The organism is Knoellia sp. p5-6-4 (assembly GCF_029222705.1).
GTDB lineage: Bacteria > Actinomycetota > Actinomycetes > Actinomycetales > Dermatophilaceae > Pedococcus_A.
The window spans coordinates 662,627-681,461 of sequence record NZ_JARGZF010000002.1; the positions used below are offsets into that span (position 1 = coordinate 662,627).

Below are 18,835 nucleotides of genomic sequence, written 5' to 3' on the forward strand. Positions count from 1 at the left end.
CCCGCGGGAGCGCGACCAGAGTCGCGGCGCGTCGGCCCACCGCGACACCGCCCGACCGCGCCCTGTGGACGGTGGGGCCGACGGTCTGCGGCTGTGGACGTCAGGCGCGGGCGCCGGACGTCAGGCGCGGGCGCGGTCCAGGTGCTCCCGGGTGGAGGCGTGCCGGCGCAGCACCTCCTGCACGGGGGCGATGATCCTCGCCCTCGCGACGCCGTCGACGGCATCGCGCAGCCTGCCGCCGATCAGCTCGGCACGGCGCCGGGCACCGACCTTGGCGAAGGCACGCGCCGCCAGCGCCAGCAGCCACCCGAACAGCAGGCCCCCGGCGAGGAGCAGGAAGGGCCACGGCAGGGGGCCCAGGCGCGGTGTGCCGATCTCCGGCAGCTGGAGCCAGCCGACGACCCCCAGCACCACGAGCCACACGAGCCCAACCAGCGACGCGAGCGCCAGCACGGTCTGGACGTAGCCGAGGACGCTCCACCACAAGGGGTCGCGGGCCCGCAGCGGCGTGCGCATGACGGCCTGGTCGAGGGAGTCCGCGAGCTCCGGCCCGGGCGGCGTCGCCGCGTCGGCGACGGCATCCGCCCAGGGCGCCGGCAGCCCCTCCGCGGCCCGGTCCCCCACCCGGCGGGTGGCGAGGTCCACGGCGGCGCGTGCCGCGGGCGTGGCAGGGGGCAGCGACGAGCGCCCGAGGGCGCTGCGCACGTCGGCTGCGCTGATGCCGGGCAGCGCCTTGGTGCCGTCCTTGGCATCTCCCTTGTCGAGGCGCAGCCGCTTGAGCGGGTCCGGGCGCAGGGCCCGCACCCAGCGCGTGAACGGCCAGCCGGTGCGCGACAGGGCCTCCTCGCGGTAGTCGCGCTCGACGGCGGACACGACAGTGGGTATGCCGGCGGCGCGGGACAGCGCCTCGACCAGCTCGTTGTCGTCGGAGTCGCCGACGGTCTTCTCGGAGTCGGCGACCCCCTGGCGCAGGCGACCCGAGACCGCGCGGATGTCGGCGGCGAGGCGATGCCGGGCAGCGTTCTGCCCGGCCACCGCAGCGGCCAGGCGCAGCCGGAGGTCCTCGACCCCGTTGCCCGTCCGGGCGGAGGTGGCCAGCACCTGCAGACCCTTCATCCCGTCGAGCTCGGCGAGGCGCACCAGGTCGGCCCGCACCGCCGAGACTGCGTCCCGCTCGAGCCGGTCGGTCTGGTTGAGCACGACGACCGTCACGGTGTTGTGCGTCGTCAGCGCCCTCAGGTAGTCGTCGTGCAGCCGCGCGTCGGCGTACTTCTGCGGGTCGGTGACCCACACGAAGACGTCGACGAGGGCGAGGATGCGTTCGGCCTCCCGGCGGTGCTCGAGCACCCGCGAGTCGAAGTCGGGCAGGTCGAGGAGCACCAGTCCGTCGAGGCTGCCGGTGTGCACCACATCGGCGCCGCCGGCGCCGGCCCCTGCGCTCTCGACGTGGTGGCGCTGCCCCACCGAGAGCCAGTCGAGCAGCTCCGTCGCGCTCTCCTCGCCCCACACCGCCGCAGTGGGGCGTGAGGTCGTGGGCCTGCGGGCACCCACCGGTGCCACGTCGGCGCCCACGAGGACGTTGAACAGGCTCGACTTCCCCGAGCCGGTCGCACCGGCCAGCGCGACCACGGTGTGGCCACCCCGCAGCGACGTGCGGGCCCGCACCTTCTCGATGACCTCGTGGCCGGCTGCCCGCTGCCCGGCGTCGAGCTGGCCGTTGCCCTCCTCGAGGGCCCGCGTCAGGGCCCGCGAGCGGTCGGCCAGCTCCTCGGCAGCGATCCCCTTGACCTGCTTGCTGCCCATCATCACCGGGCTCATCGAACCGCCTTCACCGCTGCTGCCGCGTCTGCCAGGCGCGCGGCCTGGTCACTGTCAACCTCAACGCCCGCGAGGACCTTCTCGTAGCGAGCCTGCTCACCGGCATACAGGTCGGTCACCCGCTCGAGCAGGCGCTGCCGGGCCTTGGCCGCCATCTCGCGCACCGCCTGGTCGCCGAAGATCGCCTCGAGCACCTTCTGGGCCAGGACGGCGGTGCCACCGGCGATGCCGACCTCGGCGCCGACGAGGCCACCGGTGTGGGCGAACGCCACCAACATGAGGATGACGCCGATGCCGTTGACCCCGTAGGCCGCGATGCGGGCGGTGGTCCGCCGGTCACGACCCTCGGCTCGCACGAGGTCGAGCACCTCGCCCTGCCAGTCGCGCACCATCCGCTCGATGTCCTCGGCCAGGTGCGGCGACGCCTTGGCCAGGTCGGGGTGCTCGGCGAGCAGCACGGCGCCTCCCGGCAGCGAGCGCCAGGCCCGCGCCGAGGTCGTCGCTGCGGACTGCGCGTGGGCCGACACGAGTGCGGCGACGCCGGTCTGCAGCGCCTCGCCGAGGTCGCCGCTGGGCGGCGGAGCGCCCTTGAGGGCGGCGGTGATCCGGTCACGCATCCGCGAGACCGCCGACTCCACCTGCCTGAAGAACTCGCCGGTGCCGACGAACTCCTGCCAGCGCGCGAGCACCTCGCCGCGCAGGAGGGTGCCGTCGGTCATGCCGTGCTCGACACCCTCGCGGGCGCCGGCATAGGCCTGCTCGTGTGCCGCGCGCAGCGCCTTGGCCGCCTCCCGCTGCCGGGTGCTGGCGTTGGCCAGCTCGACCGTGCGGCTGTCGAGTGAGTCGAGCGCACCGCCCAGGGTCTGCTTGACCACGCTGGCCCGGGCCCGCGCGTCGCTCGCCAGGGCGGACAGCCACGACTTCAGTCGGGTGACCGACCCCTCCGGCAGGCGACCCTCGGCGGTCAGGGCACTCTCGGGGATGCCGAAGATCGGGGCCGTCGCCAGGCCCTGCTCGCGGAGCATGGAGGCCAGGTGCGCGCGGATCTCGGTCATGGCCTCGGGCGGCACGCGGTCGAGGACGATCGCCACCGCGGTGCCCCGGTCGGAGGCCTCGCGCAGCAGGGCCCACGGGACGGCGTCGGCATACCGCGCCGCCGTGGTGACGAAGAGCCAGAGGTCGGCGGCGGCGAGCAGCTGGGCCGCCAGGGCGCGGTTGGCCGAGACGACGGAGTCGATGTCCGGTGCGTCGAGCAGCGCCATGCCCGGTGGGAGGGAGCGGGACGGCACGAGGCGCACCGAGCCCGCCCCGTCGTCGCCGGACCCACCACCGGTCACCCGGCTCAACCCCGGGAGGATGCGGTCGTCGACGAACCAGGCGTGGTCGTCGGGGTGGTGCACCAGCACTGGGGTGGTCGTCGTCGGCCGCAGGATGCCGGAGCGGCTCACCTCGGCGTCGACGATGGAGTTGACCAGGGTCGACTTGCCCGCGCCGGTGGAGCCGCCGATGACCGCCAGGAGGGGGGCGTCGAGCGAGGAGAGACGGGGCAGCACGTAGTCGTCGAGCTGGTGCAGCAGCGCGTCGCGGTGCGCCTTCGCCGTCTGCGACTCCGGGATCTCGAGCGGGAGCGTGGAGCCGGCCACTTCGCCGCGGAGAGCCGTGACGGCATGCAGCAGAACGTTCTCCTCGGCCCCTGACACACTCACACGCACAAGCCTAGCCAACCCGGGGCAAACCACCGGCACGGCAGGCCGGTGCACCGAGCCCGGGACTAGCGCCGACGGAAGTAGTCGTCGTAGCCGTTGGTCGTGGCGCCGTCGGGCGCGATCCACTCGACGGGCTCGACACCCTCGGCGGGGGCGAGGACCTCGACGGTGTCCGGGTCCGTGGCGGCCTCCCGGACGGGCGAGGGGTCGGCGGCGGCAACGGCGGACCCGTCACCGAGGCGCAGCCACCACAGGACGAAGAGGGCCTGGAGCACCAGCGCAACGAGGGGCCACGCCAGGGCGGACGAGCGCTGGAGCGGCGTGTCGAAGTCCGAGACCCCCTCGGGCGCCATCGTCCACGCCCAGGCCGCGCCCGCGACGAGGTGGCAGAGGGTGAGGACGACGGCCACGGCGCCCACGGCCGCCACCTCCCACCGCAGCACCGCGGCGCTGACCACCGGTCGCCGGTCGGCGAGCACGGCAGTCGCACCCACGAGCAGGCCGCCGGCGACCATCAGCGACAGGGGCGCCCGGAACACCGAGTAGCCGACGGCCATCGCCAGCCGGTCCCAGCTGAAGGCGTCCGGCCGAGTCTGCATGGTGGTCGGGTCCGGCTCCTGCCCCGCCATGAGGTACGACTCGCGGACCTCGAACACGGCCAGCACGAGCAGCAGCACCACTGCCACCTCGAGCAGCCGCACCGCCACCATCCGGAACTGCGCCTCGCTCATGGCGCCCGGTCGTCCCATGCGAGTCCCCCCTCGTCGCCACCGCCTCGCGGCGCCGGCGCGATCACAATAGGGCGCATGCGGATGTTCGTGGCGGTGGTTCCCCCGGACGAGGCCCTCGACCACCTCGCCGACTACCTCGAGTCGCGCCAGGAGGCCGGCGCCGAGCTGCGCTGGACCGACCCGAACCAGTGGCACGTCACGCTCTCCTTCATGGGCGAGGTGCCCGACCGGGCCGTCGAGCCCCTGGTCGAGCGCCTCGGGCGGCGAGCGACCCGCTTCGCGCCCGAGACGGTGCGCATCGAGGGCGCGGGGGCGTTCCCCAACCCCTACCGGGCGAGGGTGCTGTGGGCCGGCGTCGGCGAGGAGGTGGAGGGCGGCCTGCGGTCGCTCGCCACCGGCATACGGCACGCGTGCAGCGCCGCCGGGGCCGCGCCGGAGGGTGGCCGGTTCCACCCCCACGTCACCCTGGCCCGGCTGCGCCGGCCGATGGAGGCCACGCGGTGGCTGCGGGTGCTGGAGGCGTATGCCGGGCCGGACTGGACCGCGGGCGAGGTCAGCCTGATCGCGTCGCACCTCGGCGAGGGACGCGGCAACCGGCCGCGCTACGAGGAGGTCGCCACGTTCCCCCTCGGGCCCGGGCAGGGCGAGGCGGGCTGAGCGCCCCCGGCAGGACTCGAACCTGCGACCTCGGGATTAGAAGGCCCTTGCTCTATCCAGCTGAGCTACGGGGGCAGACCGGGGCCGGGCCCCGCCGCGCGCACAGTGTATGCGGAAGCCGGTGACGCACCTGCCATGATCTCCCCGTGGCGGACATCGAGGTCGTGTGGCGCAAGGTCAGCGACGACCCCGCGCTGGCAGACCTGCTCGACGACCGCGAGCGCGAGCGCGCCGCCCGCCGGGGCAACCCTGCCCGCTACACCACGGCCCATGCTCTCCTGCGCGCCGCGGTGGCCGAACGGGTCGGCGACACTCCGCGCGCCGTCGCCTTCGACCGCACCTGCGCCACGTGCGGCAGCCACCGCCACGGCAAGCCCACCGTCGTCGGCCACCCCGACCTGTCGGTGAGCCTGTCGTATGCCGGCGAGCTGGCCGTCGTGGCCCTCTCGCGTGCCGGCGAGGTGGGGGTCGACGTCGAGGTGGTCGACGACAGCGACTTCGAGGGTTTCGACGTGGTGACCCTCGACCCGTCGGAGGCTCCCGCCCTAGAGGACCTGACGGGCGGCGAGCTGGCACGGGCCCGGGCCCAGGTCTGGTCCCGCAAGGAGGCGGTGCTCAAGGCCTCCGGTCACGGGCTCGCCGTCGACCCCCGGCAGGTCGTGGTCTCCGGGCCCCGGGAGCCCGCGGCCCTGGTGGCGTGGAGGGGCGAGCACCCTCTCGGCAGCCCGGCGCAGCTCGCCGACGTGGCGCTCGGCGACGCGGGCCACGTCGCGGCGGTGGCCCTGCTGGCCTCCGAGCCGGCGACCGTGCGGGTCGTCAGCGCCTGAGCCGGCGCAGGGCCAGCTCGGCGAGCAGGGCTGCCGCGTCGGGCAGCAACGCGTCGTCGAAGGCCGCCCTCGGGGAGTGGTTGTCAGGGGCGTGCTCCCAGTCGTCCGACGGGCAGACGCTGAGGTTGACGTAGGCGCTCGGGACCTCTTGGGCCACGAACGAGAAGTCCTCCGAGCCCATCTCGGGCTCGAGCATGGTCGCGTACCGCTCGTGGCCGAAGAGGTCGACGATCGTCTCGTGGACGAACGCGTACTCGTCGGGGTCGTTGACCGTGACGGGGTAGCCGATGGTGAAGTCGACCTCGGCCTCGAGCCCGTGGGCAGCCGCGATGCCCCGGGCGAGCCGCTCGATGCGCTCCCGCACGGCCACCCGCGTGTCCTCGGACAGGGTGCGCAGCGTCGCCTCGAACACCGCGTCGTCGGGAATGATGTTGTCCTTCGTGCCACCGGCGATCCGCCCGACGGTGACGACCACGGGGTCGAAGACGTCGAAGCTCCGCGTGACCATCGACTGCAGCGCCACGACCATCTCGCAGGCCGCGGGGATGGGGTCCTTGGTGCGGAAGGGCGCCGACCCGTGGCCGCCCCGGCCGACCACCCGCACCCTCACCTCGTCCGCGGCCGCCATCAGCGGCCCCGGACGGCCGAACCAGACGCCGCGGGGGAACTCCGCCGAGTAGACGTGCAGCGCGTAGGCGGCGTCCACCCGTCGGCCGGCTGCCTCGAGGACCCCCTCGCGGATCATCGGCTCCGCCCCGCCCGGCCCCTCCTCCCCCGGCTGGAACATGAGCACGACGTCACCCGCGAGGTCGTCGCGCAGGGCGTGCAGGACCCGGGCGGCGCCGACGAGGCCTGCCACGTGGAGGTCGTGGCCGCAGGCGTGCATCAACCCCTCGTGCGTGGAGGCGTGGTCGATGTCGAGGTCCTCGGTGACCGGCAGGCCGTCCATATCGCCGCGCAGCAGCACCACCTGCCGTTCCCCGCCGTCGGCCGGCTCCGCCCCGCCGCGCAGCACCGCGACCACCGACGACAGCTCCTTGCCCACGCTGACCTCGAGGCCCAGCCCGTCCAGCGCGTCGAGCACGAGGCTCTGGCTGATCGGCAGCTCGTTCCCGAGTTCGGGGACCCGGTGGAGCCGGCGCCGGAGCGCCACGAGGTCGTCGGCGATGGACTGGGCGACGTGGAGGGTGCGCACCCGCGCAACGCTAGTACGCAGCCCCGGTGAACTCCCGGCGCCTCACGACGAGGGTGTCGAGCAGGCGCCGCTCGGACTCGAGGGCATTCGCGTCGGCGGCGCTGTGGTACATCCGCTGCCGCAGCAGGGCCAGCTCGCTGGCGGCGTCCTGGTAGGCACGCATCGAGGCGAGCGCAGCACGTCCTCCGGTCTGGCGCGCCCAGACCCGCGCCCCGCGCCGCAGCGACATGCGCGAGAGCATGTGGACCTCGCCGGGCGTCAGCCAGCCGGCATCGGCGTAGGGCATGAGGAACCGGCCGATGAGGCGACCCTCGCGAGCCCGGGCCCAGACCACCAGGCCGATGAAGGACAGGAAGATCGGGATCTCGACGAGGAGGAAGACGGCCACCAGGCCCTGTCCGCCGCTGATGGCCGCCAGGTTCCAGATGCCGTGCAGCAGCACCGCGAGCGCGAAGCCCGCCAGCGGCGCACCCAGCCGCACCCCCGCGCCCCGACTCGTGGCCGCCATGCCGACGCCGATGCCGAACACCACCGTGAAGATCGGGTGGGCGAACGGCGTGACGAGGCAGCGGGCGATGAAGACGCCGGTGAGCACCTGCTCGCCACCCTCGACGTAGGCCAACCCGAGGTACTGGATGTTCTCCGTGAAGGCGAAGCCCGCGGCGGCCACGCCTGCGTAGACCATCCCGTCGATCACGCCGTCGAACTCGCGGCGCCGCAGCTGCCACACGAGGAGGACGAACAGGCCCTTGGCCGCCTCCTCCACGACGGGGGCGACGAACACCGCGGTGGTCAGCCTTGCCTGCTCCGGGTCGGTCGCCGCCGAGAACACCACGTGGGCGCTCGTGTTCAGCAGGCCGGCCAGCACGGCGGCGATGAGCGCGCCCCACAGGAAGGCGGCGACGAGGTACTTGGTGGGCTCGGCCTCGAAGCGGTCGAGCCACAGGAAGGTCGGGATGACGATGGCCAGCGGGATGGCGGCCAGCAGGATCGCCAGGAAGGAGGTGAGGACGCCCAGCGTCATGCCGTAGTAGGCGGCGAGGACCAGGCCGGTGAGCGCGAACCCGACCACGGCGACCCCGGTGATGATCCAGCCGCGCAGCATCCCCCGCGAGGTGGCTCTTCCCGACACCGGCGCGGGCTGGTGTCCGGAGGCGCTGGGCGGCCCCCCGGCATACCCCTGCCGTTGGTGCGTCGGTCCCCACGTCATGGCGGCAGGCTAGTGCAGCCCACTGCGCGCGGCCGGTGTCCGCCGGTGGCCATAGGGTGTGCGCGTGGCACAGAACCCAACCGAGCGCTCCGTGAACGACCGGATCGTCTGGATCGACTGCGAGATGACCGGCCTGTCCCTCGAACGCGACGCGCTGATCGAGGTGGCGGCCCTGGTCACCGACTTCGAGCTCAACCAGCTCGGTGACGGCGTCGACCTCGTGATCGCCCCGCCGGCGGAGGCGCTCGAGCAGATGGACGACTTCGTGCGCGGGATGCACACCACCTCGGGTCTCCTCGACGACCTCGAGAAGGGCGTGACCCTCGAGGACGCGCAGGCGCAGGTGCTCGCCTACGTCCGCGAGTGGGTGCCCGAGCCGCGCAAGGCGCCGCTGGGAGGCAACACCGTCGGCACCGACCGCAACTTCCTCGCCCGCGACATGCCCGAGCTCGAGAGCCACCTGCACTACCGGATCATCGACGTCTCCTCGATCAAGGAGCTTGCCCGGCGCTGGTACCCGAGGGCCTACTTCAACGCACCGGCGAAGTCCGGTGGCCACCGGGCCCTCGCCGACATCCGCGAGTCCATCGCCGAGCTGCGCTACTACCGCGAGGCGGTGTTCGTGCCGCAGCCGGGACCCGACAGCGACAGCGCCAAGGAGATGGCCGCCCGGCACGTCATCGACCCGTGAGGGCCCCTGGCAGCGGGCCCGGGTGCCGGGTGGCCGAAGGGGTGGTCATGAGCACCCCTTCGGAGCAGGTAGCATAGGCGCCGCTGAATCCACGACCGGCGAAAATCCGGTCGTGTGGCTTGGTGGGTGTAGCTCAGCTGGTAGAGCGCTGCGTTGTGGTCGCAGATGTCGCGGGTTCAAGTCCCGTCACTCACCCCAAGGAGCTGTGGGTCCGGGCCTTCCCTGAGGGGAGGGCACGGGCCCACAGCTGTTTCGTGTCGCGGAACTTCCCATCGTGGCCCTCGTCGCGCCGTGGGCCGGGCGCGGTGTGCCGCAGGCCGTGGGCGAGGATGGGTCACGTGTTCATGGAGTCCGAGGGCAAGAAGCGACTGATCCGGATCTCGGTGTGGGTGGCGATCGCCTCGCTCCTGCTGGCCGTGCTGTCCTCCCTCGCCACGGCGCTCGCTGCCTCCGCCCACGCCGCGCTGCGGTCGATGACCCCGGGGGCCGGGTCGACGGTGACGACGCCGCCGACCACGGTGGTCCTGACCTTCAACGAGGTGATCAGCACCAGCTTCGCCACCGTCACCGTGACCGACGACGACGGCCGCTCGGTCTCCCGGGGCAGGCCGGCGGTGTCCGGGAAGACCGTGACCCAGCCACTGGCGGAGGTCGGGTCCGGCCGCTACACGGTGCTCTTCCGGGTCGTCAGCGAGGACGGGCACCCGGTCTCGCAGAAGGCGAGCTTCACCGTCGCGCTGCCCTCCGACACGAGCACGGCGCCGCCCGCCACCTCAGCGGCCCAGCCGACCTCCGCCACCCCCTCCTCGACCTCCAGCCCTGTGCCCGACACGGCTCAGGGGGTTGGCGGCAACGACGAGGAGTCGGGATCGAACGCCCTCCTGTGGGGCCTCGGAGCCGGCGCCCTCGCGGTCGCCGGAGCCGGCGCCGCGCTCTGGGGATGGCGGCGCCAGAAGGGCGAATGACGTGCTGGGACCGCCGATTTCGTCCTGCGGTCCGGGTGGTGCTAACGTTCTCTCCCGTTGCGCCATTAGCTCAATTGGCAGAGCAGCTGACTCTTAATCAGCGGGTTCGGGGTTCGAGTCCCTGATGGCGCACCACGCACCACCGACCACAGTCGGTCACGACAGGTCCCCGGGCTCACCAGAGCACCGGGGATCAGTTGTCTCTGGCGCGGACATCCTCCTCCGACTCTCCCTCCGGCGTATGACCCGAGTGGGCTACACCAACGGGAGTGCCTGAAGATCACCCCTTTGGGGAAGGTTGCTTCAGGCTGCCATCCCTACCGTTGAGTTCAATCAGTAGAACCGGGGCGGCACGAAGAGCGACAAGGCCCCGAGGATCGCGGTCCGCGGTACGGGACGCCACCCTCGGCGGCCGGTTCCACCTCGGCTGGAGGGGAGCGCACGATGACTGCATCGCCTGGTGCCATCAGGTCCGGGGGCATCGCCCGGGTCGCCGCGCCGCTCCCGCCCTCTGCCCCCCTGGCCGCCGGCCGAGCTTTCCCCGGCCCTGTCAGCGGCTCCTCCTGTGCTCCGGCCTCCCTGGGGGTGCTCGGCAGCGCCGGGACTGCTCGTGTTCTCACCGAAGGGAATTCGCCATGCGCCGGTTGATCGAGGTCGTGCTGAAGTTCCGGCTCCTCGTCGTTGCCCTTGCCGTCGGCCTCGTCGCCATCGGTGCGACGCAGCTGAGAGACCTGTCGGTCGACGTGCATCCGGAGTTCTCCCCCACCCAGGTCGAGGTGCAGACCGAGGCGCTCGGGCTCTCGGCCGAGGAGGTGGAGCAGCTCATCACGGTGCCGCTCGAGCAGGACCTCCTCGTCGGCGTGCCCTTCCTCGAAGAGATCGAGTCCGCCTCACTCCCCGGCCTGTCCTCGGTGGTCATGACCTTCGAGCCCGGCACTCCCCTGCTCGACGCGCGGCAGGTGGTGCAGGAGCGCCTCACCCAGGCGGTGGGGATCGCCGGCCTGCCCGCGGTGGCCAAGCTGCCCCAGATGATCCAGCCGGTCTCCGCCAACCGCCGGGTCTCCATGATCGAGCTGTCCTCCGAGTCGCTCAGCCAGATGGACGTGTCGGTGCTCGCCCGCTGGGTGATCGGGCCGCGGCTCATGAGCGTCCCCGGTGTGGCCAACGTGTCGGTCTGGGGCTTCCGCGACCGGCAGCTGCAGGTGCTGGTCGACCCGGAGGAGCTGCAGCGGAACAGGACCACCCTCTCCCAGGTCATCTCGACGGCCGGCAACGCCCTCGAGGTCTCCCCGCTGTCCTTCCTCGAGGCCTCCTCTCCCGGGACCGGCGGCTTCATCGACACGGTGAACCAGCGCCTCAACATCTTCCACGAGCAGACCATCACGACGGCTGAGGAGCTCGCCCAGGTGCCGCTGGAGCCGGCAGGCGAAGGTGCAGCCCCTGCCCCTGCCGGACGCACCCTCGGCGACGTGGCCAAGGTGGTCGAGAGCTCGCAGCCCCTCATCGGCGACGCGGTCTGCCCCGGCGGCGAGAAGTGCCTGTTCCTGGTGATCGAGAAGTTCCCGAATGCCAACACCCTCGAGGTCACGAACGGCGTCGACTCGGCCCTCGCGGCCATGAAGCCGGGCCTGGGCGACGTCGCCTTCGACACCTCGCTCTACCGTCCCGCCACCTTCATCGAGTCCTCCCTCCAGAACCTGGGCTGGGCCCTTCTGCTCGGCGGCGGGCTGCTCCTCCTGGTGCTCGGCCTGCTGCTGTGGGACTGGCGACGGCTCGTCATCAGCGCCGTGGCGATCGCGACCTCGCTGGGCGCTGCCGTCACGGTCCTGTACCTCACCGACACCACGGTCAACTTCATGGTGACCGCAGGCCTGGTGCTCGGCCTGACGGCCGTCGTCTACGACTCCGTGGTCGACCCCGACCGCCTGGCGCGGAGGCTACGCACCGGCCGCGGCTCCGTCGACGGCACCGGGGCGACGCCCGACCAGCGCGCGACCGTCGCCACCACCACCGCGGACACCCGCCGCACGCTCCTGTTCGCCACGCTCGTGGCGGCGAGCGCGACGATCCCGCTGTTCTTCGTGCAGCGCGAGGGCGAGGCGTTCTTCCCGCCGCTCATGCTCTCGTACCTGCTGGCCATCGGGGTCTCGATGGTGGTGGCCCTGACGATCACGCCGGTGCTGGGGCTGATGCTGCTCGGCCGAGGCTCCACCAAGAGCCCGGCGGCCCCCTGGCTTCGCCGGCTCTCCGGCGGGTACGAGCGCAGGGCCCCACGCCTGGTGGGCCGTACCGGTCTGGCCCTCGTCACCGCCGGACTGCTGGCCGTGGCCGGCCTCGCGGCCCTGCCGTTCCTGGACGTGTCGCTGCGTCCGACGCTGAAGGAGCGCGACGTGCTGGTGCAGCTCGAGGCCCCTCCCGGCACGTCGTTGCCGAAGATGAGTGAGCTCGCGCGGCAGGCCGTGGACGACCTGGGCGAGATCCCGGGGGTCACCAACGTGGGCGCGCAGGTCGGGCGTGCAGTGACGTCCGACCAGATCGTGAACGTCAACTCCGGTCAGGTGTGGGTCAAGGTCGGCCCGGACGCGGACTACGACGGCACGGTCGCAGCCATCGAGAGGACCGTCGGATCGCTGCAGGGCGTCTCGACCGACGTCCTGACGTACTCGGAGGAGCGGGTGACCGACATCCTCGGGCAGTCGGAGGATGACGTCACGGTTCGGGTCTACGGAGAGAACGAGCAGGTGCTCTCCGACAAGGCCGACGAGATCCAGCGCGCGGTGGCCGGCATCGACGGCGTCACCAAGGCAACCGTGGAGCGCCCCCTCGACGAGCCCACGGTCACGGTCAAGGTCGACCTCGCGCGGGCCCAGGCTGCCGGTGTGAAGCCCGGTGACGTGCGCCGGGCAGCGGCAACCCTGCTCGGCGGCATGACGGTAGGCAACCTCTTCGAGCAGCAGAAGGTGTTCGACGTGGTCGTCTGGGGTGCGCCTGAGATCCGGCAGAGCGAGCAGCAGATCGAGAACCTCCTCGTGGACACGCCCGACGGCGGCCACGTCCGCATCGGTGAAGTGGCGACCGTCGCCGTGGAGCCGAACCCCACCGTCATCCGGCACGAGTCGGTGGCCACCTACCTCGACGTTTCGGCGAGCGTCTCCGGGCGCAGCATCGAAGCCGTGCTCGACGAGGTGGACGACCGCGTGCACAAGGTCACCTTCCCGCTCGAGCACCACGCGGAGCTGCTCGGCGACCACAACACCTTCACCTCAGAGCAGACCCCTCTCATCTGGGTCTCCGTCGCCGTCCTCATCGGCATCTTCCTGCTCCTCCAGGCCGCCCTGCGCAGCTGGAGCCTGGCCTCCGTGGCGCTCGGCACGCTGCCGCTCGCCCTTGCCGGCGGCGCGGTCGCCGCCTGGGTGACCGGTGGCACCCTGACCATCGGGTCCATCGCCGGGCTGGTCGCCATCGTGGGGATCGCCACCCGTGCAGCCCTCGTGCTGCTCCACGGCTACGAGGAGCTGCACCGGTCCGAGGGTGTGCCATTCGGTCCGGGGCTCGTGGTGCGGGGCACCCGTGAACACCTCTCCTCCACCCTGGTCGCCCTCCTCGGCACCGCTGCGCTGTTCGCACCGCTGGCGGTCGCCGGCGACGCCGCCGGCCTCGAGATCGTCCAGCCCATGGCCGTCGTCGTCCTCGGTGGGATCGTGGCAACGGCGCTGGTCAACCTGCTCGTCGTGCCGGCCCTCTACCTCGCGCTCGGCCGCACCCCGGACGGGTCCCGGTGGACCGATGACCTGTCGGAGCCCGTCGTCCCGGCCCGCCGTGACGAGCCGGTGACCGAAGGGGTCATGCGCCGGGTCCGGCCGGCGCTCCTCGCGGCGCCGCTCGCACTCGGTCTGGCCGGGTGCGGCGGTGCCATCACCGACTCCTACGAGATCAAGCACGAGCCCGCGAGCGTGCAGACCGTCGCCGGGAGCGACCACCCGCGCGTGGTGCTGGAGGCGCAGGCGGCCAAACGGCTCTCGGTCGACACCACCACCGTCGTCAGGCGTGGCGACCACCTGGTGGTGCCGACTTCGGCGACCTTCGTCGATCCCGAGGGCCACTGGTGGGTCTACACCAGCCCCGAGCCACTGGTGTTCGAGCGCCACGGCATCACCGTGGCCACCGAGGCCGACGGCATGGCCTACCTCTCCGAGGGGCCGCCGGCCGGGACGAAGGTCGTGACGACCGGGGTCCCCGAGATCTACGGCGTCGAGGACGCGGTCGGCCACTGACGGCCGACCGAGGCAGAGAGGGCTCCAACCATGCGCTGGATCGTCGCGTCAAGCCTGAAGTTCCGCTACATCGTCGTCGCGCTCACCGCGTTCCTGATGTTCTTCGGGGTCCAGCAGGTGGGGAACACCGCCGTGGACGTCTTCCCCGAGTTCGCACCGCCGAAGGTCGAGGTGCACACCATCGCGGTCGGGCTCGCGCCGACCGAGGTGGAAGAGCTCATCACGATCCCCCTCGAGCAGTCCTTCAACGCGATCCCCGGCGTCGACACGATCCGGTCGCGCTCGGTCGAGCAGCTCTCCCAGGTCGTGCTGTTCTTCGACAAGGGCACCGACCTGCTCGAGGCGAGGCAGCTCGTCGCCGAGCGCATCGCCCAGGTCACACCGACGCTGCCCACGTGGGCGGCGCCACCGGTGATGCTGCAGCCGCTGTCCGCCACGAGCCGGGTGCTCAAGATCGGCCTGTCGTCGTCCGACCCCGAGATCGACATGATGGACCTGTCGATGGCGGCCTACTGGAAGATCCGGTCGCGCCTGCTGCGCGTGCCGGGTGTCGCCAACGTGCCGATCTGGGGCGAGCGGCTCGACATGCTCCAGGTGCGTGCCGACCCGCAACGGCTGGCCGAGCAGGACGTCACCCTCGAGCAGGTCATGACCACCACGTCGGACGCCCTCGACGCCGGGCTGCTGCGCTACTCCCCCGGTCACTTCATCGGCCGGGGCGGCTTCGTCGACGGAGCGGAACAGCGCCTCCAGGTGCGGCACGTCCAGCCCATCGTGACGCACGAGCAGCTCGCCGAGCTGCCGATCGTCACCGGTGACGGGCGCACGATCCGTCTCGACCAGGTCGCCGACCTCGTGCGCGACCACCAGCCACTCATCGGCGACGCGGTGATCAACGAGGGCGACGGGCTCATGCTCATCGTCGAGAAGCTGCCGTGGGCCAACACCCTCGACGTCACCAAGGGGGTCGAGCAGGCTCTCGCCGAGCTCGAGCCGGCGCTCACCGGCATCACCGTCGACTCGGCGATCTTCCGGCCTGCCACGTTCATCGAGGACGCGATCAGCAACCTGACGCGCGCCCTGTGGCTGGGCGCGCTGCTGATGATCGGGATGCTCATCCTGTTCCTCTATTCCTGGCGCACGGCGCTGGTCAGCGTCGTGGCGATCCCGCTGTCGCTCATCACCGCCATGCTGGTGCTGAACTGGAGCGGCGCGACGATCAACACGATGATCCTCGCCGGCTTCGTCATAGCCCTGGGCGACATCGTCGACGACGCCATCATCGACATCGAGAACGTCGTCAGACGCCTGAGGGAGCACCGCGCCAGCGGCGGCACCAGGTCGACCGCCCGCGTCATCCTCGACGCCTCGCTGGAGGTTCGTGGCGCCATCGTCTACGCCACGGTCATCGAGGTGGTCGCGATCCTGCCGATCTTCATGCTGGCCGGGCTGTCCGGGTCGTTCTTCCAGCCCTTGGCGCTGGCCTACGCCCTCGCCCTGCTGGCCTCCATGGTCGTGGCGCTGACCGTCACCCCCGCGATGAGCCTGATCCTCTTCCGCAGCGAGAAGTCGCTCGCCCACCGCGAGTCCCCGGTCGTCCCGCCCATGAAGCGCATGTACGAGCGGATGCTCGTGCGCGTGGTCAGGCGACCGCGGGCAGCGTACGCCGCCGTCGCGGTGGTCACCGCCGCCGGGCTGGCGGTCCTGCCGGTGTTGGGGCAGTCGCTGCTGCCCAGCTTCAAGGAGCGCGACTTCCTCATGCACTGGCTGGCCAAGCCCGACACCTCGCTCACCGAGGAGGTGCGCACCACCAAGGCCGTCAACGCCGAGCTGCTGACCATTCCGGGTGTCCGCAACGCGGGCTCGCACATCGGCAACGCCCTGCTCGGTGACGAGCCCTACGGCGTCTACTTCGGCGAGAACTGGATCAGCGTCGACCGGTCGGTCGACTACGACAAGACCGTCGACAGCATCAAGGGTGTCGTCGACGGCTACCCGGGCATCTACCGCGACGTGCTCACCTACCTCAAGGAGCGCATCCGCGAGGTCCTCACGGGCAGCAGCGAGCCCATCACCATCCGGGTGTACGGCCAGGACCTCGACGAGCTCCGCAAGAAGGCCGAGGAGGTCGACGCCATCCTCGGCGAGGTACCGGGGGTGGGCGACCACACGGTCGACTTCCAGGACAACATCCCCCAGCTCAAGGTCGAGGTCGACCTGGCGAAGGCGAAGCAGTACGGCGTCAAACCCGGTGACGTCCGCCGCGCCGCTGCCTGGATGATGGCGGGCGAGGAAGTCGGAGACCTGTACGTGGGCGGCAAGGCCTACGACGTGCAGGTCTGGACCGCCCCCGAGGTGCGCAGCAGCGTCACGGACCTGAAGAACCTGCCGATCGACACCCCGAGCGGCGAGCGCGTCAAGCTCTCGCAGGTGGCCGACATCACCATCGAGGCGGTACCGAACGTCGTGCGCCACGAGAACCTGTTCCGTGCCCTCGACGTCGAGGCCGGTCTCGACGGAACGCGTGACCTGGGGTCGGTGGTCAAGGACATCGAGAAGCGGATGGACCAGGTCGACTGGCCCCTGGAGTACCGGGCGGAGATGCTCGGGGAGTACACCGAGCGGCAGCAGGCCCAGCGAAGCCTGCTCATCGCGAGCGCCGTCGCCGCCCTGGTGATCTTCCTGCTCCTCCAGGTCTCCTACAGCAGCTGGCGCCTGGCGACGTTGTCCTTCCTCACGCTGCCGGTCGCGCTGGTCGGCGGCCTCCTGGCTGCCTACCTCTTCGGCGGCAAGGTGATCTCGCTCGGGTCGCTGGTCGGCTTCCTCACGGTCTTCGGCATCGTGGCCCGCAACGGCATCATGCTCATCAGCCACTGCCAGCACCTCGAACGCGAGGAGGGCGAGCCCTTCGGCCCCAACCTGGTCATCCGGGCGGCCAAGGAGCGGCTCGTGCCGATCATGATGACCGTGCTGACGACCGGGCTGGCCCTGATCCCGCTGCTGGTCACCGGGTCCATCCCCGGCCAGGAGATCGAGCACCCCATGGCGGTCGTCATCGTGGGCGGCCTCATCATGGCCACCTTGATCAACCTGTTCGTCGTGCCGTCTCTGTACCTGCGCTTCGCAAAGCGCCGGCCCCGTCCGTCCAAGGGCGCGCAGGATGCGGCCCAGCCGGCCTGACCCCACCACCCCCCAGGTATGCCGCGGACTCACCCCCGCGGCATACCCGTGCCCCGTCCACGGGGCACCACCAGGCGCTGGACACCCGCCTCCTCCGCCCGTCCTACGCCGGCATCGGACGAACGGGCAGGATGCTCGCGCGCCTGCGAGGGCAGGGCTGAGGTCTCCGTCACACTGGAGACCGGCGACCGGAGACGCTCCGGCGCCGGCAGGCGGCAACGGCGCCGGCTGTGGAGGACGAGCAGGGAGTGCAGTCATGCCCAAACCCGCTGGGTGGTACCCCGATCCGCAGGTCGAGCGGCAGCGTCGGTACTGGGACGGCCAGAAGTGGACGGAGCGCCGGGCACCCGTGGTGATCCCCCGCTCGAGCCCCTACCTCGAGCAGGTGCAGGCCCGCAGCACCCAGCACTAGGGCACCGGCTCAGAGGTAGAGACCGGTCTGCCCGTCCTGGACGCGCTGGGCGGCCACTGCGTGGATGTCCCGCTCCCGCAGCAGCACGTAGTCGCGTGACTGCAGCTCGACCTCGGCGCGCTCCTCGGGGTCGAAGAGGACTCGGTCGTCCACCTTCACCTGGCGCACGCTCGCGCCCACGGCGACGACCCGCGCCCACGCCAGGCGCCTGCCGACACTGGCCGTCGCCGGGATGACGATGCCACCGCCGGAGCGCCGCTCCCCCTCGGTCTCCATGGACACGAGCACGCGGTCGTGCAGCATCCTGATGGGGAGCCGCTCGGCGGGGTCCTTCCTGTCGGCCACCGGTTCAGCCGCGGCGGCGGCGCAACACGCCCAGGCCGATCAAGGCCACGCCGGCTGCGGCGAGCGCAGCCACCCGCTCGGTGCGGAGCTGGCCGTCAGGCGTCCGGGTGGCCTCGACGAGCTTGGCCTTCAGGCCCTCCACCTGGCGCCGCGCGACCTCCTTGGGCGAGGTGCGGTGCTGCAGCTCGTCGACGGTGCCGGCGAGACGCACACGTGCCGCCACGATCTCGGCCTCGATCTGGTCCACCGACCTGTTCTGGGTGCTCTCACTCATGCCTGGCTCCTTTGCGGCCTAGTTCAGTCGAGCCCGAGGTCACGGCGCAGCTTGGCGACGTGGCCGGTGGCCTTGACGTTGTACCACGCGTGCGAGACGGTGCCCTGCTCGTCGAGGACCACCGTGCTGCGGATGACGCCCTCGACGGTCTTGCCGTAGAGCTTCTTCTCCCCGAAGGCCCCCCACTTGCGCATGACCGCCTTGTCGGGGTCCGAGAGCAGCGTCAGGGTCAGCGCGTCGCGCTCCCGGAACTTCGCCAGCTTCTCCGGCTTGTCGGGCGAGACCCCGAGCACCTCGTAGCCGTCCCTGCGCAGCGACTCCAGGCTGTCGGAGAAGTCGCAGGCCTGCTTGGTGCAGCCGGGCGTCATCGCCGCCGGGTAGAAGTACACGATCACCTTGCGCCCGCGCAGGTCCGACAGCCGCACCTCACCGCCCTGGTCGTCGGCCAGGGCGAAGTCGGGGGCGGCGTCCCCGGGGGTCAGGCGGTCGCTCACGGTGTGGCTCCTCGGCAGATTCGTTATTGCAACTCATTTGCAATAAACTGATTTCC

The 18,835-nt window shown here is 71.7% G+C and carries 15 protein-coding genes and 3 tRNA genes; 9 read left to right on the forward strand and 9 right to left on the reverse strand.

Translation table 11 applies throughout. The annotated features are described in order from the left end of the window. Positions 1-120: 120 nt before the first annotated feature. The 3 genes from P2F65_RS14625 to P2F65_RS14635 all read right to left on the reverse strand — a co-directional run bounded on the left by P2F65_RS14625 (position 121) and on the right by P2F65_RS14635 (position 4,273). Entirely contained in the window at positions 121-1,818 is a 1,698-nt protein-coding gene (locus P2F65_RS14625) for a GTPase (protein ID WP_275809180.1), read from the reverse strand. After that, the gene (locus P2F65_RS14630; RefSeq protein ID WP_275809183.1) at positions 1,815-3,524 is read right to left on the reverse strand and encodes a GTPase domain-containing protein; all 1,710 of its coding nucleotides are present in this window, start codon (positions 3,522-3,524) and stop codon (positions 1,815-1,817) included. The genes P2F65_RS14625 and P2F65_RS14630 overlap by 4 nt, the downstream gene beginning before the upstream one ends. A gap of 65 nt (positions 3,525-3,589) precedes the next feature. Beyond that, positions 3,590-4,273: a hypothetical protein gene (locus P2F65_RS14635; protein ID WP_275809186.1), complete on the reverse strand. Its 684-nt coding sequence runs from the start codon at positions 4,271-4,273 to the stop codon at positions 3,590-3,592. Between the two features lie 57 nt (positions 4,274-4,330). Here P2F65_RS14635 and thpR point away from each other — a divergent pair, with 57 nt between their 5' ends. Beyond that, the gene (thpR, locus tag P2F65_RS14640; RefSeq protein ID WP_275809189.1) at positions 4,331-4,912 is read left to right on the forward strand and encodes an RNA 2',3'-cyclic phosphodiesterase; all 582 of its coding nucleotides are present in this window, start codon (positions 4,331-4,333) and stop codon (positions 4,910-4,912) included. Between the two features lies 1 nt (position 4,913). Here thpR and P2F65_RS14645 read toward each other — a convergent pair. Continuing rightward, positions 4,914-4,987 (reverse strand) — tRNA-Arg (locus P2F65_RS14645). A 71-nt stretch (positions 4,988-5,058) separates the two neighbouring features. Between P2F65_RS14645 and P2F65_RS14650 the strand changes: the two genes are divergently transcribed. Beyond that, positions 5,059-5,739 carry a 4'-phosphopantetheinyl transferase superfamily protein gene (locus tag P2F65_RS14650; RefSeq protein ID WP_275809192.1) on the forward strand — a complete coding sequence of 227 codons (681 nt, stop codon included), beginning with the start codon at positions 5,059-5,061 and terminating at the stop codon, positions 5,737-5,739. On the opposite strand, the gene P2F65_RS14655 is transcribed toward P2F65_RS14650, so the two are convergent. Beyond that, on the reverse strand, positions 5,729-6,934 hold the full coding sequence (locus P2F65_RS14655) for a M20 family metallopeptidase (protein ID WP_275809195.1): 1,206 nt from the start codon (positions 6,932-6,934) through the stop codon (positions 5,729-5,731). The genes P2F65_RS14650 and P2F65_RS14655 overlap by 11 nt on opposite strands. Positions 6,935-6,944: 10 nt before the next feature. Continuing rightward, positions 6,945-8,144 carry a PrsW family intramembrane metalloprotease gene (locus P2F65_RS14660; RefSeq protein WP_275809198.1) on the reverse strand — a complete coding sequence of 400 codons (1,200 nt, stop codon included), beginning with the start codon at positions 8,142-8,144 and terminating at the stop codon, positions 6,945-6,947. Positions 8,145-8,208: 64 nt separating this feature from the next. Between P2F65_RS14660 and orn the strand changes: the two genes are divergently transcribed. The 7 genes from orn to P2F65_RS14695 all read left to right on the forward strand — a co-directional run bounded on the left by orn (position 8,209) and on the right by P2F65_RS14695 (position 17,666). Then, the gene (gene orn / locus P2F65_RS14665) at positions 8,209-8,835 is read left to right on the forward strand and encodes an oligoribonuclease (protein WP_275809201.1); all 627 of its coding nucleotides are present in this window, start codon (positions 8,209-8,211) and stop codon (positions 8,833-8,835) included. Between the two features lie 122 nt (positions 8,836-8,957). After that, a tRNA-His gene (locus tag P2F65_RS14670) sits at positions 8,958-9,033 on the forward strand. A 146-nt stretch (positions 9,034-9,179) separates the two neighbouring features. After that, positions 9,180-9,800 carry a copper resistance CopC family protein gene (locus P2F65_RS14675; protein ID WP_275810681.1) on the forward strand — a complete coding sequence of 207 codons (621 nt, stop codon included), beginning with the start codon at positions 9,180-9,182 and terminating at the stop codon, positions 9,798-9,800. 59 nt (positions 9,801-9,859) lie between these two features. Then, positions 9,860-9,935, forward strand: a tRNA-Lys gene (locus tag P2F65_RS14680). Between the two features lie 500 nt (positions 9,936-10,435). Then, entirely contained in the window at positions 10,436-14,074 is a 3,639-nt protein-coding gene (locus P2F65_RS14685; RefSeq protein WP_275809204.1) for an efflux RND transporter permease subunit, read from the forward strand. A 30-nt stretch (positions 14,075-14,104) separates the two neighbouring features. Further along, positions 14,105-17,254 (forward strand): efflux RND transporter permease subunit, encoded by a 3,150-nt coding sequence (locus P2F65_RS14690; RefSeq protein ID WP_275809207.1) that lies wholly within the window; start codon positions 14,105-14,107, stop codon positions 17,252-17,254. Positions 17,255-17,510: 256 nt separating this feature from the next. After that, positions 17,511-17,666 carry a DUF2510 domain-containing protein gene (locus P2F65_RS14695; RefSeq protein ID WP_275809209.1) on the forward strand — a complete coding sequence of 52 codons (156 nt, stop codon included), beginning with the start codon at positions 17,511-17,513 and terminating at the stop codon, positions 17,664-17,666. Positions 17,667-17,675: 9 nt separating this feature from the next. On the opposite strand, the gene P2F65_RS14700 is transcribed toward P2F65_RS14695, so the two are convergent. From P2F65_RS14700 to bcp, 3 genes are read right to left on the reverse strand one after another with little or no spacing between them, the layout of a single operon-like run. Continuing rightward, positions 17,676-17,969, reverse strand: coding sequence for a co-chaperone GroES (locus P2F65_RS14700; protein ID WP_275810683.1), 294 nt, complete (start codon positions 17,967-17,969; stop codon positions 17,676-17,678). Positions 17,970-18,015: 46 nt separating this feature from the next. After that, positions 18,016-18,285, reverse strand: a complete 270-nt coding sequence (locus P2F65_RS14705) for a DUF3618 domain-containing protein (RefSeq protein WP_275809212.1) — start codon at positions 18,283-18,285, stop codon at positions 18,016-18,018. Between the two features lie 23 nt (positions 18,286-18,308). Then, entirely contained in the window at positions 18,309-18,779 is a 471-nt protein-coding gene (gene bcp / locus P2F65_RS14710; protein WP_275809215.1) for a thioredoxin-dependent thiol peroxidase, read from the reverse strand. Between the last annotated feature and the right edge of the window lie 56 nt (positions 18,780-18,835).

Bases quoted from the DNA above. Each gene is read 5' to 3' on its own strand.
- P2F65_RS14625 (WP_275809180.1), bottom strand. From the start codon at position 1,818: ATGAGCCCGGTGATGATGGGCAGCAAGCAGGTCAAGGGGATCGCTGCC.
- P2F65_RS14635 (WP_275809186.1), bottom strand. From the start codon at position 4,273: ATGGGACGACCGGGCGCCATGAGCGAGGCGCAGTTCCGGATGGTGGCG.
- thpR (WP_275809189.1), top strand. From the start codon at position 4,331: ATGCGGATGTTCGTGGCGGTGGTTCCCCCGGACGAGGCCCTCGACCAC.
- P2F65_RS14660 (WP_275809198.1), bottom strand. From the start codon at position 8,144: ATGACGTGGGGACCGACGCACCAACGGCAGGGGTATGCCGGGGGGCCG.
- P2F65_RS14675 (WP_275810681.1), top strand. From the start codon at position 9,180: ATGGAGTCCGAGGGCAAGAAGCGACTGATCCGGATCTCGGTGTGGGTG.
- P2F65_RS14685 (WP_275809204.1), top strand. From the start codon at position 10,436: ATGCGCCGGTTGATCGAGGTCGTGCTGAAGTTCCGGCTCCTCGTCGTT.
- P2F65_RS14690 (WP_275809207.1), top strand. From the start codon at position 14,105: ATGCGCTGGATCGTCGCGTCAAGCCTGAAGTTCCGCTACATCGTCGTC.
- P2F65_RS14695 (WP_275809209.1), top strand. From the start codon at position 17,511: ATGCCCAAACCCGCTGGGTGGTACCCCGATCCGCAGGTCGAGCGGCAG.
- P2F65_RS14700 (WP_275810683.1), bottom strand. From the start codon at position 17,969: ATGCTGCACGACCGCGTGCTCGTGTCCATGGAGACCGAGGGGGAGCGG.
- P2F65_RS14705 (WP_275809212.1), bottom strand. From the start codon at position 18,285: ATGAGTGAGAGCACCCAGAACAGGTCGGTGGACCAGATCGAGGCCGAG.